General features: G+C 41.4%; 19 protein-coding genes. 9 read left to right on the forward strand and 10 right to left on the reverse strand.

The window, feature by feature from the left end:
- Nucleotides 1–6 precede the first annotated feature (6 nt).
- Complete coding sequence (locus DFQ04_RS10900) at nucleotides 7–429, reverse strand: META domain-containing protein (protein ID WP_133555702.1); 423 nt, start codon at nucleotides 427–429, stop codon at nucleotides 7–9.
- 410 nt (nucleotides 430–839) lie between these two features.
- On the opposite strand from DFQ04_RS10900, the gene thrA reads away from it, so the two are divergent.
- Genes thrA through thrC form a run of 3 tightly spaced genes read left to right on the forward strand, consistent with a single transcriptional unit; the run spans nucleotide 840 to nucleotide 5533 of the window.
- Entirely contained in the window at nucleotides 840–3290 is a 2451-nt protein-coding gene (gene thrA, locus DFQ04_RS10905; protein WP_133555704.1) for a bifunctional aspartate kinase/homoserine dehydrogenase I, read from the forward strand.
- Nucleotides 3290–4225 (forward strand): homoserine kinase, encoded by a 936-nt coding sequence (locus tag DFQ04_RS10910; RefSeq protein WP_133555706.1) that lies wholly within the window; start codon nucleotides 3290–3292, stop codon nucleotides 4223–4225. The genes thrA and DFQ04_RS10910 overlap by 1 nt, the downstream gene beginning before the upstream one ends.
- Before the next feature lie 3 nt (nucleotides 4226–4228).
- On the forward strand, nucleotides 4229–5533 hold the full coding sequence (gene thrC, locus DFQ04_RS10915; protein WP_133555708.1) for a threonine synthase: 1305 nt from the start codon (nucleotides 4229–4231) through the stop codon (nucleotides 5531–5533).
- On the opposite strand, the gene DFQ04_RS10920 is transcribed toward thrC, so the two are convergent.
- Both DFQ04_RS10920 and DFQ04_RS10925 read right to left on the reverse strand, forming a co-directional pair.
- On the reverse strand, nucleotides 5499–6479 hold the full coding sequence (locus DFQ04_RS10920; RefSeq protein WP_133555710.1) for a hypothetical protein: 981 nt from the start codon (nucleotides 6477–6479) through the stop codon (nucleotides 5499–5501). The genes thrC and DFQ04_RS10920 overlap by 35 nt on opposite strands.
- Before the next feature lie 416 nt (nucleotides 6480–6895).
- On the reverse strand, nucleotides 6896–7849 hold the full coding sequence (locus DFQ04_RS10925; protein ID WP_133555712.1) for a Fic family protein: 954 nt from the start codon (nucleotides 7847–7849) through the stop codon (nucleotides 6896–6898).
- A gap of 137 nt (nucleotides 7850–7986) precedes the next feature.
- Here DFQ04_RS10925 and DFQ04_RS10930 point away from each other — a divergent pair, with 137 nt between their 5' ends.
- Complete coding sequence (locus tag DFQ04_RS10930) at nucleotides 7987–9066, forward strand: glycoside hydrolase family 43 protein (RefSeq protein WP_133555714.1); 1080 nt, start codon at nucleotides 7987–7989, stop codon at nucleotides 9064–9066.
- A gap of 84 nt (nucleotides 9067–9150) precedes the next feature.
- On the opposite strand, the gene DFQ04_RS10935 is transcribed toward DFQ04_RS10930, so the two are convergent.
- Nucleotides 9151–10125: a polyprenyl synthetase family protein gene (locus tag DFQ04_RS10935; protein WP_133555717.1), complete on the reverse strand. Its 975-nt coding sequence runs from the start codon at nucleotides 10123–10125 to the stop codon at nucleotides 9151–9153.
- Nucleotides 10126–10275: 150 nt separating this feature from the next.
- On the opposite strand from DFQ04_RS10935, the gene DFQ04_RS10940 reads away from it, so the two are divergent.
- The 3 genes from DFQ04_RS10940 (at nucleotide 10276) to DFQ04_RS10950 (ending at nucleotide 13568) form a co-directional block, all read left to right on the forward strand.
- Entirely contained in the window at nucleotides 10276–10755 is a 480-nt protein-coding gene (locus tag DFQ04_RS10940; RefSeq protein ID WP_133555719.1) for a DUF4199 domain-containing protein, read from the forward strand.
- A gap of 79 nt (nucleotides 10756–10834) precedes the next feature.
- Nucleotides 10835–12532 carry a 1-acyl-sn-glycerol-3-phosphate acyltransferase gene (locus DFQ04_RS10945; protein ID WP_133555721.1) on the forward strand — a complete coding sequence of 566 codons (1698 nt, stop codon included), beginning with the start codon at nucleotides 10835–10837 and terminating at the stop codon, nucleotides 12530–12532.
- A complete protein-coding gene (locus DFQ04_RS10950) occupies nucleotides 12510–13568 on the forward strand; it encodes an NAD(P)H-dependent glycerol-3-phosphate dehydrogenase (protein ID WP_133555723.1) in 1059 nt (352 codons plus the stop codon). Before DFQ04_RS10945 ends, DFQ04_RS10950 begins: the two co-directional genes overlap by 23 nt.
- 21 nt (nucleotides 13569–13589) lie before the next feature.
- On the opposite strand, the gene DFQ04_RS10955 is transcribed toward DFQ04_RS10950, so the two are convergent.
- The 3 genes from DFQ04_RS10955 to fbp all read right to left on the reverse strand — a co-directional run bounded on the left by DFQ04_RS10955 (nucleotide 13590) and on the right by fbp (nucleotide 17154).
- A complete protein-coding gene (locus DFQ04_RS10955) occupies nucleotides 13590–14753 on the reverse strand; it encodes a PQQ-dependent sugar dehydrogenase (protein ID WP_133555725.1) in 1164 nt (387 codons plus the stop codon).
- A gap of 131 nt (nucleotides 14754–14884) precedes the next feature.
- A complete protein-coding gene (locus DFQ04_RS10960; protein ID WP_133555727.1) occupies nucleotides 14885–16045 on the reverse strand; it encodes a PQQ-dependent sugar dehydrogenase in 1161 nt (386 codons plus the stop codon).
- Between the two features lie 62 nt (nucleotides 16046–16107).
- The gene (gene fbp / locus DFQ04_RS10965; protein WP_133555729.1) at nucleotides 16108–17154 is read right to left on the reverse strand and encodes a class 1 fructose-bisphosphatase; all 1047 of its coding nucleotides are present in this window, start codon (nucleotides 17152–17154) and stop codon (nucleotides 16108–16110) included.
- A gap of 56 nt (nucleotides 17155–17210) precedes the next feature.
- On the opposite strand from fbp, the gene DFQ04_RS10970 reads away from it, so the two are divergent.
- Both DFQ04_RS10970 and DFQ04_RS10975 read left to right on the forward strand, forming a co-directional pair.
- Nucleotides 17211–18479: an aspartate kinase gene (locus DFQ04_RS10970; RefSeq protein WP_133555731.1), complete on the forward strand. Its 1269-nt coding sequence runs from the start codon at nucleotides 17211–17213 to the stop codon at nucleotides 18477–18479.
- Nucleotides 18480–18544: 65 nt separating this feature from the next.
- Nucleotides 18545–19648 (forward strand): Gfo/Idh/MocA family protein, encoded by a 1104-nt coding sequence (locus DFQ04_RS10975; RefSeq protein WP_133555733.1) that lies wholly within the window; start codon nucleotides 18545–18547, stop codon nucleotides 19646–19648.
- Here DFQ04_RS10975 and DFQ04_RS10980 read toward each other — a convergent pair.
- From DFQ04_RS10980 to DFQ04_RS10990, 3 genes are read right to left on the reverse strand one after another with little or no spacing between them, the layout of a single operon-like run.
- Nucleotides 19645–20190, reverse strand: coding sequence for a GNAT family N-acetyltransferase (locus tag DFQ04_RS10980; protein WP_208110524.1), 546 nt, complete (start codon nucleotides 20188–20190; stop codon nucleotides 19645–19647). The two genes, DFQ04_RS10975 and DFQ04_RS10980, sit on opposite strands and share 4 nt — an antisense overlap.
- Nucleotides 20162–21034: a fructosamine kinase family protein gene (locus DFQ04_RS10985; RefSeq protein ID WP_133555735.1), complete on the reverse strand. Its 873-nt coding sequence runs from the start codon at nucleotides 21032–21034 to the stop codon at nucleotides 20162–20164. The genes DFQ04_RS10980 and DFQ04_RS10985 overlap by 29 nt, the downstream gene beginning before the upstream one ends.
- Nucleotides 21027–21512: a low molecular weight protein-tyrosine-phosphatase gene (locus DFQ04_RS10990; protein WP_133555737.1), complete on the reverse strand. Its 486-nt coding sequence runs from the start codon at nucleotides 21510–21512 to the stop codon at nucleotides 21027–21029. The genes DFQ04_RS10985 and DFQ04_RS10990 overlap by 8 nt, the downstream gene beginning before the upstream one ends.
- Between the last annotated feature and the right edge of the window lie 131 nt (nucleotides 21513–21643).

Consider the following 21643-nt stretch of genomic DNA (forward strand, 5'->3'; position numbering starts at 1 on the left):
GGCGATTTAATCCTTTTTTGGGACAAAGCTCATCAGTTCGTTAGCACCATCCAACAAGGTGAGCTTGTCTTTTGTGACCTTAAAATTTTTCACTTTTACCAAAGCGTCCATAAATTCATCTTCTCCAGTTCCGGGGCACGCCATTCTAGTCATGGCTCCCGGATCTAGTTGAAGTCCGGAGTTTTCCATAGAAAACCCGCCGGAGAAGTTATTGCAGCCGGCAAATCCGGCTAGTTTACCTCCATCCAAAAAATTTAAAGTTGGAATTCCCGAGGGGAATTTACTGAGGTCTAAGCTCCCACCCATCATGCTGGAAAGTGCCCAAGGATTCCCTGTCAACAAGGTGATGGGATTTAGCTGGGAAGAGCTGCTACATCCGCTAAAAAGCAGAATCAACAGGGCGAAATAAAGTAATTTGATATTTTTCATAGATGGATAATTATCTATATGAAGTTAACCAAAATCCACGGCTTCCTTGATTTTCAGATTAGAAATTATGCAAGTAGATTTTGTTAATTTCTAAAAACATAAAATTTTCGAGGTTATTCTAAGAGATTTTCAAAATATTAGGCAATTCTCTGTTGATTTATTTGGGTAATCCCATTTTTTGCCTTAAGATTGTCCAGTCAAACAAACCGAAATGGTGTTAGCAGCTAAAGCTTATGTTTTTTTGAGCTTCTCCTTTATGAAGGGGATGGTTGCTGCTTTTTTTTATACTACCACCGGAATGATGACCACCACGATCACGGGGTGACCCGTTATGATCTTTGAGTACCTCGCCCCATCAGGCCTGTTTTGGCCAAATCTAAGTTCCCAGCAATCTATTTCTTTTACATTTTATGAAAATCATCAAGTTTGGAGGTTCCTCCGTAGCGAATCCCGAAAACATCCGTAAGGTTTTTGCCATAATCCAAGAAAAACTCAAATTCCACGAAGTTGCAGTTGTTTTTTCAGCTTTTGGAGGAGTGACGGAAAGTCTTCTGACAATTGCCAGATTGGCTCGAGAAGGAGATCAGGCATACAGGGATTTATTGCAAACCTTGGAAGAAAAGCACCTAGATATTGTGAGGCAGCTAATTACTGTGCAACACCATTCTTCGGTGATGACCTACGTGAAGGTCAGATTTAAAGAATTGGAGGATCTTTTTCATGGGATTTTTCTGATAAAAGAGAATTCTGCCAGAACGCTGGATTATGTAGCCAGCTTTGGGGAGCGATTGTCAGCATTCATTTTGGCTGAGGCTATGTCTGGAAAAGGCATCAAAACCCAATTTGTGGATGCCAGAGAGGTCATCCGAACCAACGATCGCTTTGGGCAGGCACGAGTGGACTATGAAGTGACCAATGAATTAATCCGTGACTTCTTTTCTAAAAATGAAGGTGTGAAGGTTATCACAGGATTTATAGCCTCCACAGCAAAAGGTGAAACTACCACCCTTGGGCGTTCTGGTTCAGACTATACTGCTGCAATTTTTGCAGGGGCTTTGGATGCGGAGGATCTGGAAATCTGGACTGACGTTTCCGGTGTTTTGACCTCAGATCCTAAGTTGGTCTACACCGCATTTACCATCCCTCAATTGAGTTATAATGAGGCGATGGAATTGTCGCACTTCGGGGCAAAGGTGATTTTCCCGGCTACCATGCAGCCGGCGATGAAGAAAAACATCCCGATCTACATCAAAAATACCTTTGAGCCTGAAAATCCGGGTACCCTAATCAACGGGGAAGTAAGCCATGGCGCTCTGATCAAGGGGATCAGTTCCATGTCTAATATTTCTATCGTAACAGTGCAAGGTGCTGGATTGATCGAAGGCGGAGCTACAGTAAGTCGAGTTTTTAAAGCTTTAGCTGAAGCCAAAGTCAATATTGTGTTGATTTCTCAGGCTTCCTCAGAGCATAGTATCTGTTTGGCTATCAAAACTCAGGAATCTTATCTAGCCAAGGAGGCGATTGAAAAAGAGTTTTTCTACGAAATTAAATCCGGTGAAATGGACCATGTTTTTCTATTGCATGGGCTATCAACCATAGCTGTGGTTGGGGAAAACATGAAGCAAAACCCAGGGGCCTCAGGAAGAATGTTTCGGGCTTTGGGCCGAAACAATGTAAACGTAGCCGCAATTGCTCAGGGAAGTTCGGAACTGAATATTTCGGCAGTAATTCCTCAGGCCGATCTTCAAAAAGCTCTCAACGCCCTACACGAAGCTTTTTTCCTTTCTGAAAACAAAGTTCTTCACGTTTTCTTGGTGGGAACAGGGCTTATCGGAAAAGCTTTGATGAAAATGATCGCTCATCAGCAGCATAAATTGTTGAAAAATAACGAGCTGGACATCCAAGTTCATGGATTAGCTAATAGCAGGTACATGGCATTCCATGAAGATGGGTTTGATCTCAAAACACCTTATGTCCTAAGTGAAACAGACCAGGCGGTAGATTTGGATCAATTCATTTCCAAAATGGAGGAGATGAACTTCTCCAACTCAGTTTTTGTGGATTGCACCGCCAGTCAGGAAGTAGCAGATACCTACGGAAGGATATTGGAGGCCAAGGTTGCGATTGTAACTCCTAATAAAAAGGCGAACTCTTCTTCCTTGGAGAATTATAGATCGCTAAAAAAGATTGCCAAGCGTCGAGGCGTAAAGTTTTTGTACGAAACAAACGTGGCAGCAGGACTTCCGGTAATCAATACCCTTCAGGATTTAATGCTTTCCGGGGACAAGGTGATTCGTATTGAAGCCGTACTAAGTGGCTCAATGAATTTCATTTTTTCTGAATTGGAAAATGGAGCACCGTTTTCAGAAGTGGTCAAACTTGCCAAAGAGAAAGGATATACCGAACCCGATCCACGAGATGATTTGAGTGGAATGGATGTGGCCAGAAAAATCCTAATTCTCGGTCGGGAAGCTGAGCAGGAACTGGAATTTGATGACATTTCTATCCAAAGCATGGTGCCGGGAGATTGCCAGCATGCCAAGTCGGTTGATGAATTCTTTGAAAAGCTAAAGGGCCACGACGCTGATTTTGCCAAGCTTTTGGCCGATGCCAAGGCGAAAGGAGAAAAGCTGCGCTTTATGGCGACTCTTGAAGATGGAAAAGCCAAAGTGGGCTTGAAATCTCTTCCTGAATCCCATCCTTTCTCTTCCCTTAAGGGATCCGATAACATGATTCTTTTAACTACCGATAGATATTTGGACCGACCTATGATTATCCGTGGTCCGGGTGCGGGAGCAGATGTGACGGCTGCGGGGGTTTTCGCTGACGTAATCAGAATCGGTAACTATACTCGGGAATAATGAACTCGGTCAAAGCTTTTGCACCGGCGACTGTAGCCAATGTTTCCTGCGGATTTGATATCCTGGGATTTGCTATTGATGCTATGGGAGATCAGGTTGAAGTTCGGGACAGAAATCAACCCGGGCTAGTGGTGGTGTCTATTGAAGGAGATGAGGGCAGACTTCCCTATGAAGTAGAAAAAAATACCTGTGCAGTGGCCATTCAAGCCATGCTGGATGAACTTGGAAAGGAAGTTGGACTTGAAATTTATCTAAAAAAAGGGCTTCCCTTAGGTTCAGGAATGGGTTCCAGCGCTGCGAGTGCAGTTGCGGCTTTGGTCGCGGCCAACAGACTTTTGGGTGAACCTTTTGAGAAAAAACAACTGCTTCCATTTGCCATGCAAGCGGAAAAAGTTGCTTGTGGTGCCGGGCATGCGGATAATGTCGCTCCAAGTTTATTGGGAGGCTTCGTTTTGATCCGGGATTACCATCCCTTGGATGTAATTAAGCTTCATGTGCCAGAAGGCCTGTTTTGTACCTTGCTCCATCCCCATTTTGAATTGAAAACTGCTGATTCCCGATCTGTTTTAAGGGATACGGTTTCTTTAAAACATTCCACCATCCAATCCGGAAATGTGGCTGGGTTGGTTGCAGGATTATTTCAGGAAGATTTTGATCTGATTGGAAGGTCGCTTCGTGATGTTATCGCGGAGCCGTATCGTGCGACTTTGATTCCTGGCTTTTATGAAGTCAAGGAGGCCGTAAAATCAGCAGGTGCTTTGGGTATGGGTATTTCTGGTTCAGGACCAACTCTTTTTGCCCTTTCCAAAGGAAAAGAAACAGTCCAAACTATAATCGATGCGGCCCAACAGGTATATGATTCGATAGGTCTTGGAGTCGATGCTTACCATTCGGCGATTAATACCCAGGGAGCTTTTGTCATCGAAGAGAATTGAGTTATGCAGTACTATAGCACAAATAACCCCAACCATAAAGTTTCCCTGGCAGAGGCTGTGATCAAAGGTTTGGCTCCTGACAATGGATTGTACATGCCGGAGCGAATTCCTGTTTTGCCTCAGGAACTTATCGAGAAGATGTCGGAAATGAGTTTCAGGGAAATCGGGTATGCCGTGATCGGGGCCTTGTTTTCGGAGGATTTAAGTCGGGAACAAATTCATGAATTAGTAGATCATACTTTGACTTTTGATGCGCCATTGGTAAAGGTCGAGTATGCAGTTTACAGTTTGGAACTTTTTCATGGGCCAACCTTGGCCTTCAAAGACTTTGGGGCTAGGTTTTGCTCCAAATTGATGAGCATGCTTCAAACCAGTTCTGAAAAGAAAGTTCGGGTATTAGTAGCTACTTCTGGAGATACTGGAAGTGCTGTAGCTAATGGTTTTTTGGGTGTCGATGGTGTTGAAGTGATTATTCTTTTTCCGAAAGGAAAGGTGAGTCCTCTACAGGAAAAGCAGTTTACCACTTTAGGTCAAAATATCACCGCTTTGGAAGTGGATGGGGTTTTTGACGATTGTCAGAGGCTGGTGAAGCAGGCCTTTTTGGATCCTGATTTGAATCAAAAATTGCTTCTGACCTCTGCCAATTCGATTAACATTGCTCGCTGGATTCCTCAGTGTTTATACTATTTCTATGCTTTTTCAAGACTTCCAAGAGATGGAAAGAAGGTCGTTTTTGCCGTTCCAAGTGGGAATTTTGGAAATATCGGAGCGGGGATTTTGGCTCAACGAATGGGCTTACCGATCGACCGCTTCGTAGCTGCTACCAATGTCAATAAGGTTGTGCCCGAGTATTTGCATGGATTTCCTTTCCAAGCCAAACCATCAGTGCCTACAGTTTCCAACTCCATGGACGTAGGCAATCCGAGCAATTTTCCAAGGCTTCAGGCGCTGTATGACGGTGATGAAGAGCTGTTTCGGGAAAATGTCAAAGGCTATTTCTATACCGACGCTCAGACTGTCGAGGCGATTCAATCATTGCAGCCTTTGGGCTATACCCTCGATCCGCATGGGGCAGTGGGGTATTTGGGTTTGAAAGATTTTATGGCTGAAAATTCCGGTTATGTCGGAGTATTTCTGGAGACCGCCCATCCTGGTAAGTTCCGGGATGTGGTTGAAGATGCTTTGGGAGAAAAATTGGTGTTACCGGATCGATTGGCAGCCTTTATGGAAGGTGAGAAAAAAGTTATCCCGATGGGACAAAGCTTTGCCGAATTTAAGGGGTTTTTGGAGGGTTTGAATCAGACTTGAATTTGATTGAGTCGAAAAATCTTTCTCCAACTTTTATTAGCGTACTGTCTTGGTCTTCGAAATACGGAAAGACGTACCTTGCCAAATAAAAATTAAGTTGAGAATCAACCAAAATGTTATTATGGGTTTCAATTTTGTTCACCGTGTCTTTTGAATAACCAAATAAAATCGATTTTGATGTTTCTGGTTCCAAATAAATTGTATTGTATTTGCTATTTTCTGTGAAAATTATATTTTCAAAATAGTTTATTAAGTAGGTAGAGTCCATTTTAATTGGATTCAACTTAAGGATGGTAAATTCTAATTTATTTACAATAGAGTTTTTACCATACAAAGTGTCGTCAGGGAATTGCCAAACTTGAACTTTTGGAGGAGTGGGGAAGAATACTGAAACTTCTTCAGAAATGTTGTAATGTTGGCCTAAATTATATAACGAATCAATCTTATATTCCCAATAAGCCTGCATTAATTTGTTTCTGCTGTGATTGGATTCTGAATCATATTTTCCTTGTAAGTAGTTTAGTTTTTTCTGATAGAGTTCTAGTTTGGAAAAGGACGTTTTTTTATCATAACCATAAAAATCGATTTTCTTGCTCAGATCTTTTGCTATTGCTTGAGCTAATCGGGCATGGTATAATTCATGAGTAAAAAGGGCTCCGTCAATATTATGATCTTTTTTCAACCATGAATTATGACGATCAATATAAGCTCGTGCAACAAGTGAGTCATTTTCTTGAATTAGTGTGATTTGGGTTCTAATTCTAGCTGACGACTTAGTCCAGATTTCAGCAACTCTCAAAAAGTCCTCTGGTGCTAGATCTGTCGAGTCAGTAATGATTTTATATCTGTAAAGAGCTTGCTCTTTTCTATCATTTTTATATATAGAAAGAATTGATACGTAAATTAACAGTATTATGGCTGTGATAATTTTTATTTTACTTTTCATTTTTTAATCAGCCTTAGTAAAAATTTGATAGAAACACTGTATACAATCTCTGAGACAAATACACAAATAAATAAAACAGTAATCAGGTTTTTTCCACTCCCGATTTTATAGAATATGTTATTAATTTTAAATAAAATGAAAAGCAATAAAAAAGTTACTAAGATAAATAGGAGATCTTGTAAAATTCTTCCGAGAGAGTTGTTTTCCTTCTGATGATCCTGCCAATAGACAATGTGCATAGTAGAAACTGGAATAAAAAAAGTTAATAGAATAGTTAAAAACAGATTGCTTTTGGTGACTTCTAATTGAAGGCTTAAGATTATTGAAATCGAAATCAGACTTGACATTAAAACAGTGAGTATGTCTTTGTAGGAGAAATTTTTAAAATAGCAACTCATTTCTTTTTTGTTTGAATTTTAACCTATTGAATACCACGTCTGATTCCTAACTCCCTCAGCTTTAAGAACTCCATTTTCTACAGCTTTCTTCAAATCTCGACTTGCTGTGGCTGTGGAAATGGTCTTAAACACTTCCATGTAGTCTTTTCGAGTGAACTGGCTTTTTCCCAAAGATAGAAAGTAGGTCATTCGATCCTCCGGATTGATGGTTATTCCTTTGACTCGAAGCAGGTCTTCGAGTGCAGCATCGAGAATTCGCAGCATGTACTCGATGAATACGGTCGAATTCCCCATTTTGTCACTCAGCGCGAGAGCCTCGTAATACTCCGATTGAGTTCTGTTAATCAATGTTTCAAAAGGTAAAGATTCGAAGACAGGATACTTTTCCTTTAGAATTACCGTCTGCCAAAGCCTTCCCATCCGTCCATTTCCGTCCAAAAAAGGATGAATGAATTCCATTTCGTAGTGAAAGACACAACTTTTAATCAGGACAAGTTCTTGGTCATTTTTCAGGAAGCGGAAAAGATCTTTCATTAGTCCAGGTACATTCTCAGCAGGTGGTGCCAGATGTGTCACTTGCGAACCCTTGACCACTCCCACTCCTCGAGTTCTATATTTTCCGGGATGTTCGATCAATCCGTTCATTAAAGTGGCGTGGGCGGAAAGGAAGGATTTTTCCGAAATAGATTTCAGCGAATCCAATTTTTCATAAATAGAAACTGCGTTGAACACTTCCAAAATATCTTTTTTCGGCCCAATGACCCGTTTGTCTTCTAGAAGTGCCGTAATCTGATCCTCACTTAAGGTATTTCCTTCGATTTGAAGAGAGGAATGGATGGTTTTGATCTGATTTTGCTTTCGGAGTTGTGGAGAAGGTTTGCTTAGAAAAAGCGCATTTGCCTCGCCTATTTTCTCGGAAATGGAGCTTACCCATTTCAAAATCTCAGGAGTGATATCATAGGGAGGCTTCATTGATAGTATCATTTGATACTATCAAATGTAAATTCTTTTGGAAAAATTTGATAATGTTTTCCCGTAGGTTTTTCTAAAGCCTTTTCCATTTACTATTTTCAACTTCAAACTCAAACCCATTCAAACCTATTCTTACCATGAAATCTTCAACCCGATTCCTAAGCTTATTTCTGCTTTTAGCCGCTTGTTCCCAGCCAAAAGGAACTACAGAAACTGAGGTTGATGCAGAACAGGGACCGATTTTCGCTCATTCACCACTAGTGGAGCATATCTATACAGCTGACCCTTCAGCACATGTTTTTGGAGGAAAGATTTACATCTATCCATCCCATGATATTGAATCGGAAGTAACTGAAGATGACATGGGCTCTCATTTTGACATGAAAGATTACCATGTCTTTTCTATGGAAAAGCCTGGGGCACCAGTTACCGATCATGGAGTCGCACTAAAATTGGAAGATATTCCATGGGCTGGAAGACAACTTTGGGCGCCTGATGCTGCCGAAAAAAATGGAAAATACTACCTCTACTTCCCGGCAAAAGACAAACAAGACCTTTTTAAGATTGGAGTAGCGGTTTCTGATCGACCTGAAGGCCCTTTTATCCCTGAGCCTCAGCCTATCAAAGGAACTTTCAGTATGGACCCTTCAGCATTTCAGGATGGGGGAGACTATTACTTGCTTTGGGGAGGAATATGGGGAGGTCAGCTGCAATGGTATGAGAATCAAAAACTGGTAGAAGGTAGAAAAGGACCAACCGATGGAATTCCTGCACCTGATCAAAAAGCACTGATGCCTTACATAGCCAAGCTTTCTGGTTCTATGACTGAGTTAGCAGAAAGCCCACGTGAACTCTTGATTTTAGATGAGAATGGGGAGCCGATTAAGGCAGGAGACAATTCCAGAAGGTTCTTTGAGGCGGCTTGGATGCACCAGTATAATGGTAAATATTACCTTTCCTATTCTACGGGAGACACACATTTTATAGCTTATGCCATCGGTGATTCACCTTATGGGCCTTTTACCTATCAGGGAAATGTACTTGAGCCGGTGCAAGGCTGGACTAACCATCATTCTATCGTGGAATTTGAAGGAAAGTGGTATTTATTCTATCACGACACCCAGCTTTCAGGCAAGACTCAATTGAGAAATATAAAAATGGCGGAGCTGACTCATCTTCCGGATGGGAAAATTCAAACCATTAAGTCTTTGAACTAGAAAATGGCTTAGCCCAACACTTCGACTTCGCTCAGTGTGACTGAGTAATTGGTCTCCTGCGCTCAGTTTGACCGAAGTCGAAGTTTATTTTTTTCTTTCGATGGTATAGCTCACCAAGTCTCGTAAGGACTCTTTGTATTCTGAATCGGGAAATTCTTTGAGGATTTCTAGTGCTTGGAGGTAATACTCGTTCATTTTGCTTTTCGCATAGTCGAGTCCCCCGCTTTTTTTGACGAAGTCAATTACTTCATTTACAGCCTTTTTGTCCTCAGAGCGATTACGAATCAGGTAAATAATTTTACGTTTGGTGAGCCAATCCGAATTTCTCAAGGCATAGATTAAAGGCAAAGTCATTTTCTTCTCCTTGATATCGATGCCAACGGGTTTTCCGATTTCATCTTCTCCATAGTCAAAAAGGTCATCCTTGATTTGGAAGGCAATTCCTACTTTTTCTCCGAAAAGCCGCATTTTTTCAATTTGCTCTGCATTTTCATTGACGCTCGCGATTCCTACTGCACAGCATGCAGCAATCAAACTTGCAGTTTTTTGACGGATGATTTCATAATAGACTTCCTCATCCACGTCCAATTTTCTGGCTTTATAGCTCTGAAGAAGTTCTCCTTCGGACATTTCTTTTACCGCATTGGAGACGATTCGGAGAAGGTGGAAGTCATTATGCTCCACGCTAAGTAGCAATCCCCTGGAAAGGAGATAATCCCCAACCAAAACAGCAATCTTATTTTTCCAAAGGGCATTTACCGAGAAAAATCCTCTTCGGTAATTCGCATCGTCCACCACATCATCATGGACAAGACTTGCAGTATGCAAAAGCTCAATCAGCGCAGCTCCTCGATGGGTAGATTCGTTGATTTGACCAAATACACCAGCGGATAAAAAAACGAACATGGGACGCATTTGCTTCCCTTTCCGCTTGACAATGTAATTGGTGATGTGATCAAGGAGTTTGACCTTGCTCTTCATGAAGTCCCTGAATTTGCCTTCAAAGACAGCCATTTCGGCTTCAATAGGGACTTGAATCTGTTTAAGGTCGTTTTTCATTGGGGAATAGTGCCGTAAAAATAATACCCTTTCCCGCTTCAGCAAGGGAATCTTTAGTAGCTTTTGTATTGAAACACGCTTTGGGAAGAATCGTTTGGTTCTTTTTCGTAATTTGGAAAGAGCACTTACACCCTCCTAATTCCCAGCACTATGAAAAAAATCAGAATTGAACTTAAATGGGGAGTTCTCTTTGTCGTCTCTGGCTTGATCTGGATGATTTTTGAGAAATCCATGGGTTGGCACGATGTCCATATAGACAAACATGCTACTTATTCCATGTTTTATGCACCAATTGCCATTGCAATTTATGTTTTGGCTTTGCTGGATAAAAAGAGAAACTATTACCAAGAAAAGATGAACTACTTACAGGGATTTATTTCTGGTTTGGTCATCACTTTGGTAGTGGTCATCCTGAGTCCGCTTAGCCAGTACATAACTAGTGAATTCATTTCTCCTGATTATTTTTCTAATGCAATAGCCTATGCGGTCAGTAGTGGGACTCTCACTCAGGAAGCTGCTGAGTCTAATTTCAACCTGAACAGTTATATGGTTCAGGCTGTGGGAGGAGCTGCGTTTATGGGCTTGATCACCTCCGCTGTGGTAGCCATCTTTACCCGTTCAAAATCCTGATTGGAAACCAATGTTATATTGCATCTTGAGAAAGGGGCAATTTCTTTATCTTTGAGGCCTTTTGAACCAAACTACGCACTTGGAAGAGCAATATATCAAACACCGGTACGAACCCATCCTTCCCAAAAAGGATGAATGGCCTGTGGTTAAACTCGCGAGAGAGCGAAAGGAATTTGTCAAAAAAGTCTCTGAAACAGCCGAGAGTAAGATTCTTCAGCTTACGGGTAATAATCCTGACATTTTAAAAGAGGAATTGGAAACCACTCTCTATCGTGAAAAGCTCAGAATCAAGCAAAATCCTTGGGCTGTAGACCCTGACGATGAGCGTGAATTCTGGAGCGATGTTAAAAATTCCCTTCTTCACCTGAGTACGGAATCTAGCCTGACTAAAACCAAAAAGCTAGAGGCCTACAAGGAGGTTTTGGGTAAAATAACTTCGAGATACGCGGAAGAAATTGCCTCAAATTTCAAGACTTCACACTACAAGTTTACCCGTAGCGTAGTCACTTTTGGGTTTTCCAGATTGTTGAATGCGGCAAGGGTTAAAGGCTTTAAATCCATATTCAGTAATCAATATACCCTTCAGGACAAAATCCAGATTACGGGTCAAACAGACCAGATTCGGGATCTGGCTACCAAAGGAACCATTGTCATGGTTCCGACTCATTTTTCCAATTTGGATAGTATTCTGATCGGTTGGATTATTTCGGTTTTGGGTATGCCTCCATTTATTTATGGAGCTGGTTTGAATCTTTTCAATATTTCCATTTTCGCATACTTCATGAATGCGCTAGGAGCGTACAAGGTGGATAGAAGGAAGAAAAACCTGATGTACCTGGAGACTCTGAAAACTTATTCCAAAGAAGCAATTCAGTTTGGCTGTCATAGCTTGTTTTTCCCGGGTGGAACACGATCAAGAAGTGGGATGATTGAGTCTAAATTGAAACTTGGACTCCTTAGCACAGCCATTGAAGCACAGCGAGCCAACTATCAAAATGGGATTCAGGACATTTCAGGAAAGATTTTCATCGTACCCGTAACGATCAATTATCACTTTGTACTGGAGGCTCCGGGATTGATTCAAGATTACCTCAGTATCACCGGACAGGAGCGATACTACAAGGAGAATGATGAGTTTTCTACTTCATACAAGATTTCCAAATTCTTGGTCAAGTTCTTTACTAAGGGTTCGGACATTTCAGTCTCCATCGGTCGGGCTCTGGATGTGTTAGGTAACTATGTCGATCAGGATGGAAATAGTCTGGACAAAAGAGGTAGGGTCATCGATACCCGCGACTATTTTATCTCTGATGGCAAAATCACCGTGGATGCACAGCGTGAGGAAGAATATACCCAAATGCTCGGAAAGAGAATTGTGGAAGAATTTCATAAAATCAATCGCGTCTTCAGTTCTCATTTGGTAGCCTTTGTGGCTTTTGAAATGATCAAGGCAAAAAACACCAAGCTCGACTTGTTTGATTTGATTAGACTTCCTGAGGAGGATATTGTTTTGCCATATGAAGAGTTCAAATCTGCCTGCCAGATGGTGTATGATAAAATTCTTGAAATGAAAAACCAAGGATTGATCGATGTCGCTCCACATATGAACAGACCTATGGATGAAATAATCAACCATGGATTGGATAACGTGGGGATGTATCATGCAAAGCGTCCTTTGATCAAGGATAAGCAAGGTAATATTGTCACTGAGGATATGAGTTTACTTTATTTTTATCATAACAGATTGCACGGATATGCCCTCGAGAAACTCTTCTAAGCCGAAATTAATTGGTGTGGTTGGGGTTGGTAGCTTTGGAGCAGCTATCGCCAACATGCTGGCAGAAAAGAACCAGGTAATGGTCTATGCCCGAAAGGAGGAGATTGTAGAGGAAATCAATTCTCAGAAGACTGCTGCAGGAAGAGAATTTAATCCAGCAATTCAGGCAACAAGTTCTCCTGAAGAGTTGTGCAAAGCTTGTGATATTTTATTTTTCATGATTCCGTCATCGGCTTTTATGGAGGTGGTGAGGAATTTTGCTCCTTTCCTCTATCCGTATCATGTGATCATTCATGGGACAAAGGGATTGACTTTAAATCTTCCAGAAGGAGAGAGCATAGAAACGGTCAAGAAACTTCGGCGAAGTCAGATTCTCACCATGAGCGAAGTGATCCTTCAGGAAACAGTAGCTGTCCGTGTGGGATGCCTTGCAGGACCTAACATTTCCAAAGAATTGAGCCTCGGCCAACCAGCAGCGACAGTGGTAGCAAGCAAATACAACGAGGTGATTTTAGAAGGTCAGCAATTGCTGCGTTCTGAGAAATTCCAGGTGTATGGTAACTCTGATATTGTAGGCGTGGAATTGAGTGGGGTGTTGAAAAATATAATCGCGATTGCAGCAGGGGCTTTAGCCGGATTAGGATTAGGTGAAAATGCCAAAGGACTGCTCATTTCCCGAGGTATGGTGGAAATGGTTCATTTAAGCAAAGCTCTTGGAGGAAGTGTTCAGTCTGTAATTGGACTTGCCGGGGTAGGAGACTTGGTTACTACTTGTAATTCGGTTGACTCAAGAAACTTTACAGTTGGATTCCGCCTAGCAAAAGGAGAGACCTTGGATCAGATTTTGGGAAGCATGGAGGAAGTTGCTGAAGGTATCAATACTGTAAGGATTATTGATGCATTTATCAAATCCGCAGGGATTCGTGCTCCAATTACCGAAAGTTTGCATCGGGTGCTTTTTGAAGATTTACCGATAGGCGAAGCACTTCAGTTTTTGATGAAGTTTCCTTTTAGTGTGGATGTCGATTTTGTCTGATTATCTCCATTCAGTTAATCCCTAGTTAGAAGGAAATAATTTCACCAAAAGCCCTGTGCCTTCAGTAATCGCATAGATATGTCCTGAAGGACTTTGTGAAACCTGCCTGACTCTACCTATTCCTTGAAATAGCTTTTCTTCTCCAGTAGCTTTGTTCCCCTTCATTTCCACTCTGGCAATGTGAGTGCCTGCCAAGGCAGCCACCAGAATATTTCCTTTCCATGCCGGATAAATATCAGAAGTGATCATGGTCATACCACAGGTTGCAATGGATGGGGTCCAATATTTCACCGGCTGCTCCATCCCTTCCTTTTCGGTAATGTTGGTGATTGGTGTTCCGTTGTAGTTGATCCCATAGGTGATGACCGGCCAGCCATAATTTTTCCCTTTTTCCAAAATATTCAATTCATCTCCACCTCTTGGTCCGTGCTCCACTTCCCAAAGCCGATTATTCGCCTTGTCAAAATATAACCCCTGCGGGTTTCGGTTTCCATAAGTCCAAATTGAAGGAATGGCTCCAGGAGTCGTGACAAAAGGATTGTCAGAAGGAATTCTGCCATCGTCATGGATTCTATGGATTTTCCCGTGAGAGTTTTTTAGATCTTGAGCATTGTCTTGACTTCCCCGCTCTCCATTGCTGAAATAGAGATAATTTTGATTGTCAAATACTATTCGACTTCCGTAGTGTGTTCCCCCATTCCAGGCAGGAGTGGTGACGATTAAATCCTCAAAGCCAGTGACAGCATTTCCATTCAATTTGAATCTAGCAATCGTAGTCGCGCCACCATTTCCCACTGGTTTTGCATAGGCAATGTAGATCCAGCCGTTTTGGGAATAATTGGGATGAACTGTAATATCCAAAAGTCCAGCTTGACCATTGACATAAAAAGAAGGAAGTCCAGTGACTTTTTCTCCGGTGTATTTATCATCCTTAAAAATCAAGATTTCCCCCTTTCGCTCGGTGACCAGCATTTTGCCGTCATTTATCCAGGTCATTCCCCAAGGATTTTGAAATCCAGTGTAAAGGGTGTCAATCTTGACAGTTAATTTTTCAGTCTTGGTGGTGAAATTTAGGTCAGGAAGTGGTTCCGGCTGAGCTTCTGAATCTGTGGAAGAGCATCCGGAGGAAAAAGAGATTGTGCCAATGCAAAAGAAAAGCAAGAAGAAAGAAATAGATCGCCTCATATCGTTCAATAGAAAATTTCTTATCTCAATAACGAGGTAAATGAGGATCTAGTTTGAATAATGGACTCCGAAAGCACAAAAAAAGCCTTTCGGAGATCCCAAAAGGCTTTTTTTGATTTGATAAATCCTGATTATCGAATTGGTAGAAGCTTAATCAATAAACCAGTTGCTTCAGTGATGGCGTAAATGTATCCATCTGGGCTTTCAGCCACAGTTCTTACTCTGCCGATATCCTGAAGTAGTTTTTCTTCACCCACATAAGAGGTTCCATTCAACTCTACTCTGGCGATGTGTTGTTTTGCCAAAGCTCCAATTAGGATATTTCCTTTCCAAGTTGGGTATTTATCAGAAGTCACGATGGTCATTCCACAAGTTGCGATGGATGGCACCCAATAATGAACGGGCTGCTCCATACCTTCTTTTTCTGTAATTTCTGTGATTGGGGTTCCATCATAGTTTTGACCATAAGTGATCACAGGCCATCCGTAATTTTTACCCTTTTCGATTAGGTTTAGCTCATCACCACCCATTGGGCCATGTTCTACTTCCCACAATCGATTATTGGCTTTGTCATAAATCAAGCCTTGTGGATTTCTATTGCCATAAGTCCAGATTGAAGAAACATTTCCCAAAGAATCGGTAAATGGATTGTCAGAAGGGATAGTACCGTCGTCATTTACTCTATGGATTTTTCCATGGGCATTGTTCAGGTTTTGGGCATTCATAGGAATGTTTCCTTTATCTCCATTGGAGAAGTACATATACCCATCGTTGTCAAAAACAATTCGAGAACCGAAATGACGTCCACCTTTCCAAGATGGTCCGGCTGTAATCAGGTCTTCCTGATTTACGGCATTATTTCCGTCGAGCTTGAATCGCATGATCGTAGTGGCACCAGTGGAATCTTCGAAATGCTTCGCGTAAGCAATATAAATCCATCCGTTTTCGGCATATTTTGGATGGACAGCGATATCCAAAAGTCCGGCTTGGTTTACTGCATGTACCGCAGGAAGTCCCTGAACTTTTTCACCGGTGTATTTATCATCTTTGAAGATTAGGATTTCCCCTTTTCTTTCGGTGACTAGCATTCTTCCATCTGGAAGCCAAGTCATGCCCCAAGGATTTTCAAATTCAGAGTAAAGGGTATCAACCTTGATTAGCAATTTGTCCGTCTGGGTGGCAAATGTCTCATCTATAGGTTCTGCAACTGGTTCATTTGGACCACAGGAGGACCAAAGCAGGGCGGAACCTGCTACTAGTGCTATCGGTAAATAAAATTTGTATTTGGCCATAGGTATGTCTTTTAACAGGTCCGAAGATACAGGATATCTACCAAACTCAGAATCTTATTTTGTCAATGGTTAAAAGCCTTAGAAGTTAGGCTCGAATTAGTTTTCATAGAAATCACCTCGTTGACCATTTTTTCAGAGCCAATAATTAATGGTGTTCGCTGATGAAGGGAATGAGGCTGGATATCCAAAATTCGTTGGTTTCCATCCGTGGCTTTTCCACCAGCCTGTTCTATAATCATGGCCAAGGCATTAGCTTCGTAAAGAAGCCTCAACTTTCCGCTTGGATTTTTTAATGTAGAGGGATAAAGGTAAACGCCCCCTTTTAAAAGATTTCTATGAAAGTCAGCGACCAAGCTTCCAATATATCGTGATTGAAGTTTTCGCTCTTTGCAGGATTGGATGTAGGAAAAAATCTCTGGTTCCCATTCCAATTGAAGCCCTTCGTTGATGGAATAAATCATTCCGTCCTTTGGTGCTTTCATCTCAGGATGAGAAAGAAAGAATTCTCCTAAGCTATTTTCGTAAGTAAATCCATTGACTCCGCAGCCCGTGGTATAGACCAGCATAGTGGAGGATCCATAAAGCACATATCCGGCAGCCACCTGCTGGTTTCCAGGTTGCATGATGTCTATTTCCTGAATGGGGCTTCCTACAGGTGTTTTTCTTCTATAGATGGAAAATATTGTCCCAATGCTGATATTCACATCAATATTTGAGCTTCCATCCAAGGGGTCAATGGCGACCACGTATTTTCCAGAGCTGTTTTGGAGGTCTATGACAGAATCTTCTTCTTCAGAAACTATGGCACAAACTTCGCCTCCTTTACTTAGAGCGCGCATAAATCTGATATTGGCGATGACATCCAATTTCTGCTGCTCCTCGCCTTGGACATTGGTCTGACCAAAGGCTCCGCCAATATTTGCAAGGCCTGCTCGGTTGGTTTCACGATTGACTATCTTCGCAGCAAGTGCGATATCCCTAAGCAATTGGGAAAGTTCTCCGGAAGCAAATGGGAAGTCTTGTTGTTTGAATTTAATAAATCGGTCTAGGGTCATTCCGACCGAATAGGCCAGATTCGATTGATCTGGCTGATAAGGTAAAATTTTCATTCTAAGAAAAGTACAATACTTGGGTTTATATACCTGAAAATTAGGTAAAATATTCTATGGCAAAAACATTGATTTACAAATTTGGAGGGGCTTCAGTAAAAGATTCGACTGCAGTAAGAAATTTGACTGAAATTCTCCGTAATCGATTGCGAAATTCAATGGTAATCGTGGTTTCGGCCATGGGAAAAATCACTAATTCCCTTGAGGAGATTCTTTCGCTCAAAATTTCCAATAAAGACTTTTCTGAGAATAGTGCAAAAATAAAAGATTTTCATTTTCAGATTTGTAAAGAATTATTCCCCGAAAATCACACGGTTTTCGCTCAATTGGACAATTTGTTTTTCCAGCTTAACAAGGACTTGGAAAGAACTTTGACCAGAGAAAATTACGATGAATTTTATGACCGAATAGTAAGTTTTGGGGAGCTGATATCTTCAAAAATTGTAGCCGAATTTCTTTGTCATCAGGGATTGATTGTTTTATGGCAAGATGCCAGAGAGGTAATTCATACCAATTCAGATTTTCGATTTGCAAAAATCGACTGGGCCAAAACCAGAAAATCCTGTCAATCTATTTGGAAGCCGATGTTGGAAAATTTCCCGATTTTAACTCAGGGGTTTATAGGTTCTGACGATAAGAAAAGAACCACCACTTTGGGACGAGAGGGCTCTGATTTTACAGCTGCAATATTGTCTACAAGTTTGGATGCGGGTTCGGTTACCATTTGGAAGGATGTCCCTGGGGTATTAAACGCCGATCCGAAAATTTTTCCCAATACCAAAAAGTTTGAAGAGCTAGGCTATAGGGAGGCGGCTGAGATGACCTATTTTGGAGCGTCAGTAATCCATCCCAAGACAATCAAGCCTTTGGCTAATGCAGGGATTCCCTTGTTTGTGAAATCCTTTTTGGATCCGGAGGCCTCAGGTACCAAAATTCATGAGAATGCCCCCGTTCACTCCATTCCGACCATTGTTTTAAAAAGAGATCAAATCCTGGTCAGTTTTAAAGTGACAGATTTTACTTTTATAGAGGAGCAGCATATCCATACTATTTATGAGCAACTTAAATCCTTAAAGTTGAGGGTAAACATGCTCCAGCTTTCTGCGATTTCTGTTTCCTTGGTGATTGATAGCCAACTTTTCAAATTAGAAAACTTGCTCGACAAGCTTAAGGATCAATTTGAAATCAGGTATAATGAGGGACTGGAATTGCTGACAGTTTTGCATCCGAGGATGGATGAAATTTCCACTTTGCAAGAAGGATATGAAGTTCTTTTGGAACAAGCCACCCGAAATACCTTTCAGGCGGTGAGAAGAAAATCCTGAATAGGAATGATTCAGAAGGCTTAAGTTTTTATATTCAAAGACTTAACCAAAAACCTGAACAACCTATGGCCTCTCGCAGAGAATTTCTTCAAAAAGCAGGATTATCTACCCTTGCTATTTCACTTCCTCTTGCCAATTCTTTTGGAAAGACTAATGAAATCAAAAATGACCAAGTGCTTCGTGTAGCCATCATGGGGCTGGGAAGCTATGGCACCAGAGTGGCTGAGGCGATGAAGGATTGCAAAAGGGCCAAATTGGTTGGCGTCATCAGCGGAACTCGTTCAAAAGTGGAAGCTTGGCAGCAGAAGTATGGTATTCCTGCCAAAAACTGCTACAACTACGAGAATTTTGACCAGATCAAGGATAATCCAGACATCGATGCTGTCTATGTAATTACTCCAAATTCCTTGCATAAGCCTTATTCTATCCGAGTAGCAAAAGCTGGAAAGCATGTGATTTGTGAGAAACCGATGGCATTAAATGCTGTGGAAGGCAAAGAAATGGTCGATGCATGCAAAGCTGCAGGGGTTCATTTATTGATTGGGTATCGGATGCATTTTGAAGCAAAAACTCTTGAAGTAGTCAAAAGACAAAGAGAAGGGGCTTTTGGAAAGACTTTATTTTTTCAGGGTTTGAGTGGATTTAGTATTGGTGACCCTACCCAATGGAGACTTAACCGGGAGCTGGCAGGCGGGGGATCCATGATGGATATAGGAATTTACTCTGTCAATGGATCTCGATATATGCTTGATGAAGAACCAATTTGGGTTACCGCTCAGGAAGTGAAAACTGATCCTGTCAAATTTAAAGAAGGCGTGGATGAGACGATCACCTTCCAAATGGGCTTCCCTTCAGGAGCAGTCGCATCTTGTCTTTCTACCTACTCGCTGAATAATTTGGATAAATTTTTCCTTAATGGAACCAAAGGTTTTGCGGAAATGCAGCCCTCAACCGGTTATGGTCCGATTAAGGCTTGGACTAATCAAGGTCCAATCGAGGCGGAACACATTACCCATCAAACTACACAAATGGATGAAATGGCGGCCATTATTCTGGACGGAAAAAAACCAATAATTCCTGTGGATGGAGAAGAAGGACTGAAGGATATGGTAATTGTGGACGCAATTTATAAAGCTGCAAAAATCGGTGAAAAAGTGATGCTTGGCTAAACCGGACTTTGATTCGGAGTGAGAATTAATTGCATAAAGACCAGGGTTTGCCATTGATTGAATTTGATGGCGACCTCTGGAATTCTGGCTACTTCGATAAAGCCTAATCGCTGATGGAAGTGGTAACTACCCAAGTTTTTGGAGTCCATTCCGGCGATCATCGCATGGTATCCCTGACTTTGGGCCAAGTCAATCAATCTTTTCATCAATTCCATTCCCAAACCTTTGCCTTGTGCTTTTTTGGTCAGGTAGATGGAATGTTCGATTGTCTTTCTATAGCCTGGCTTGGCTCTGAACATGCCATAGGTAGCGTACCCACAAACTTCATTTTCCGATTCTCCGATCAAAATCGGATGACCCGCCTTTTCTTTTTCCTGAAAAAGCTGTTTCACTTCCTCCAAGGTTTTGGGGTCGTAATCATAGTTATGAAAAGTGTTTAAGATGGAGTCATTGATGATGTTCCTCACGGCCTCAGCATCAGTTTCTCGATAAGGACGAATGAGAAACTCCATATTATTGAAAGCGCTGTAGAATTTTTTCAATACCGGGAAGGTAGGCTGTCCCAAAAAGATTTAAATGGACTAAGAGCGGATACAAATTGTAAACTCCGATTCTGCTTTCAAAACCGGGTTCTAAGGGTAGGACGGACTCGTAAGCCTCATAAAATCTGGAATCAAATCCACCAAAAAGGCGGCTAAAGGCCAAATCCATTTCTCTATGCCCATAATAGATCGCTGGATCTATTAAACAGGGTTTCCCTTCTCTATCGCAAATCACATTTCCTGACCAAAGGTCTCCATGTAAAAGTGCCGGTTTTTCTTTTGGGAAAAGAGAGTCGAGCTTGGGGTAAATAGCCTGGAAATTTTTCAAAAAATCCAGGGGAATCAATCGATCAAAGTAAGCCTTCCCCAACATGGGCTCGAGCCTTTGTTCAATAAAGAAATCTAGCCAATTGTCGAAAGGATGGTTTTTTTGATGCAGAGAGGCGATGAAATTATCAGACTCTAAGCCAAAATGAGAAAAGGAATTTAGGTGAAGGTTAGCTAATCCCAATCCCAAGTCTTCCCAATAATCCAAGTGCTGCCGGGAACTGGGGATAAATTCAGAAAGCAAGTAGTTGTAATCCTCTACTCGTCCATGATCAAAGGTTTTAGGGACCTTCAGAAAAGTAGAATTTTTGAGTTTTTTAAGGCCTTCAGCCTCTTTGACCAAAATATCACGCTCATGGTCAAAGTTTAATTTGAGGAAAAAGGAACCCTCTGATGTATCTAATTTTACGCCTTGATTATGATTCCCAGCGGCGATCAAACTTGCAGATTTGAGTTGGGTAAATGGTCCCAAAGCATTAAAAAGTATCTGCTCGTAAATCTCGCGTTGGTCAAGCATAGAGTTGATGAGTGACTTTTATTTTATGCAAGAAACTATCAATTGCCTCATCCAAAATCTGATAAATTTCCTCAAACCCTTCTTCACCACCATAATAAGGATCAGGAACAGACATTCCCTGCCAATCCGATACGAAATCCCGCATCAAATGAATTTCTTTTTCCTGAAAATTAAACCTGACTTTTAGATTATTGAGGCTTCTGAGATTGTGGTCATCCATTGCCAAGATGTAATCAAAATCCCTAAAATCGGTTCGATTGACTTGTCGGCCTCTGTGATTGATTTTCAAGCCATACTTGGAGGCACACTTAAGGGTTCTCTCATCGGGCAGTTCGCCGATGTGAAAATCAGAAGTGCCTGCACTATCACATTTGAACTTACCTTCCAATCCCAAGTTTTTAATCTTATGATTGAAAATAGCTTCGGCCAAAGGGGACCTACAGATATTACCAAGACAAACGAATAAAACTTTAATCATAATCAATTAATACAGTACTGGGTTAACTTTCGGAAAAGTTGGGCTTTGAATCTAATTAATTTTCAGACCAATTGCATGGAATGAAATTGATTTTTGGGCAAAAATTATTTCATGGGGAAAATGAAAGGCCA

Origin of the sequence: Algoriphagus boseongensis (assembly GCF_004362805.1) — a bacterium.
GTDB classification, from domain to species: Bacteria; Bacteroidota; Bacteroidia; order Cytophagales; family Cyclobacteriaceae; genus Algoriphagus; species Algoriphagus boseongensis.

Bases quoted from the DNA above. Each gene is read 5' to 3' on its own strand.
- DFQ04_RS10900 (WP_133555702.1), bottom strand. From the start codon at position 429: ATGAAAAATATCAAATTACTTTATTTCGCCCTGTTGATTCTGCTTTTT.
- thrA (WP_133555704.1), top strand. From the start codon at position 840: ATGAAAATCATCAAGTTTGGAGGTTCCTCCGTAGCGAATCCCGAAAAC.
- DFQ04_RS10910 (WP_133555706.1), top strand. From the start codon at position 3,290: ATGAACTCGGTCAAAGCTTTTGCACCGGCGACTGTAGCCAATGTTTCC.
- thrC (WP_133555708.1), top strand. From the start codon at position 4,229: ATGCAGTACTATAGCACAAATAACCCCAACCATAAAGTTTCCCTGGCA.
- DFQ04_RS10920 (WP_133555710.1), bottom strand. From the start codon at position 6,479: ATGAAAAGTAAAATAAAAATTATCACAGCCATAATACTGTTAATTTAC.
- DFQ04_RS10925 (WP_133555712.1), bottom strand. From the start codon at position 7,849: ATGAAGCCTCCCTATGATATCACTCCTGAGATTTTGAAATGGGTAAGC.
- DFQ04_RS10930 (WP_133555714.1), top strand. From the start codon at position 7,987: ATGAAATCTTCAACCCGATTCCTAAGCTTATTTCTGCTTTTAGCCGCT.
- DFQ04_RS10935 (WP_133555717.1), bottom strand. From the start codon at position 10,125: ATGAAAAACGACCTTAAACAGATTCAAGTCCCTATTGAAGCCGAAATG.
- DFQ04_RS10940 (WP_133555719.1), top strand. From the start codon at position 10,276: ATGAAAAAAATCAGAATTGAACTTAAATGGGGAGTTCTCTTTGTCGTC.
- DFQ04_RS10950 (WP_133555723.1), top strand. From the start codon at position 12,510: ATGCCCTCGAGAAACTCTTCTAAGCCGAAATTAATTGGTGTGGTTGGG.
- DFQ04_RS10955 (WP_133555725.1), bottom strand. From the start codon at position 14,753: ATGAGGCGATCTATTTCTTTCTTCTTGCTTTTCTTTTGCATTGGCACA.
- DFQ04_RS10960 (WP_133555727.1), bottom strand. From the start codon at position 16,045: ATGGCCAAATACAAATTTTATTTACCGATAGCACTAGTAGCAGGTTCC.
- fbp (WP_133555729.1), bottom strand. From the start codon at position 17,154: ATGAAAATTTTACCTTATCAGCCAGATCAATCGAATCTGGCCTATTCG.
- DFQ04_RS10970 (WP_133555731.1), top strand. From the start codon at position 17,211: ATGGCAAAAACATTGATTTACAAATTTGGAGGGGCTTCAGTAAAAGAT.
- DFQ04_RS10975 (WP_133555733.1), top strand. From the start codon at position 18,545: ATGGCCTCTCGCAGAGAATTTCTTCAAAAAGCAGGATTATCTACCCTT.
- DFQ04_RS10985 (WP_133555735.1), bottom strand. From the start codon at position 21,034: ATGCTTGACCAACGCGAGATTTACGAGCAGATACTTTTTAATGCTTTG.
- DFQ04_RS10990 (WP_133555737.1), bottom strand. From the start codon at position 21,512: ATGATTAAAGTTTTATTCGTTTGTCTTGGTAATATCTGTAGGTCCCCT.